The organism is Streptomyces pseudogriseolus (assembly GCA_002154585.1).
GTDB lineage: Bacteria > Actinomycetota > Actinomycetes > Streptomycetales > Streptomycetaceae > Streptomyces > Streptomyces pseudogriseolus.
The window spans coordinates 1-269 of sequence record MUNG01000750.1 but is presented as its reverse complement, the minus strand read 5'-3'; the positions used below and the strand labels follow the sequence as shown (position 1 = coordinate 269).

General features: G+C 73.6%; 1 protein-coding gene. It reads right to left on the bottom strand.

The window, feature by feature from the left end:
- The coding region (locus tag CCN29_RS36795) for a glycoside hydrolase family 3 N-terminal domain-containing protein (RefSeq protein ID WP_442538710.1) at positions 1–269 on the bottom strand (269 nt) is incomplete at both ends.

Sequence of the window (269 nt, the reverse complement as noted above, 5' to 3'; positions counted from 1 at the left end):
GGCGGCGCGTCCAGCTCCTCCCACTGCTCGCGCGTGTGGTGGATCGTGGGCAGGTCCTCGTGGCTGTCCGTGATCGTGTCGCCGTGGCCCGGGAAGTGCTTGGCGGTGGCCGCCACGCCGGACGACTCGTACCCCCGCACCTCCGCCGCGACCAGCCCGGCGACCGCGTCCGGGTCGGCGCCGAAGGAGCGCACGCCGATGACCGGGTTGGCCGGGTTGACGTTCACGTCGGCGACGGGGGAGTAGTTCTGACGGATGCCCAGGGCGCG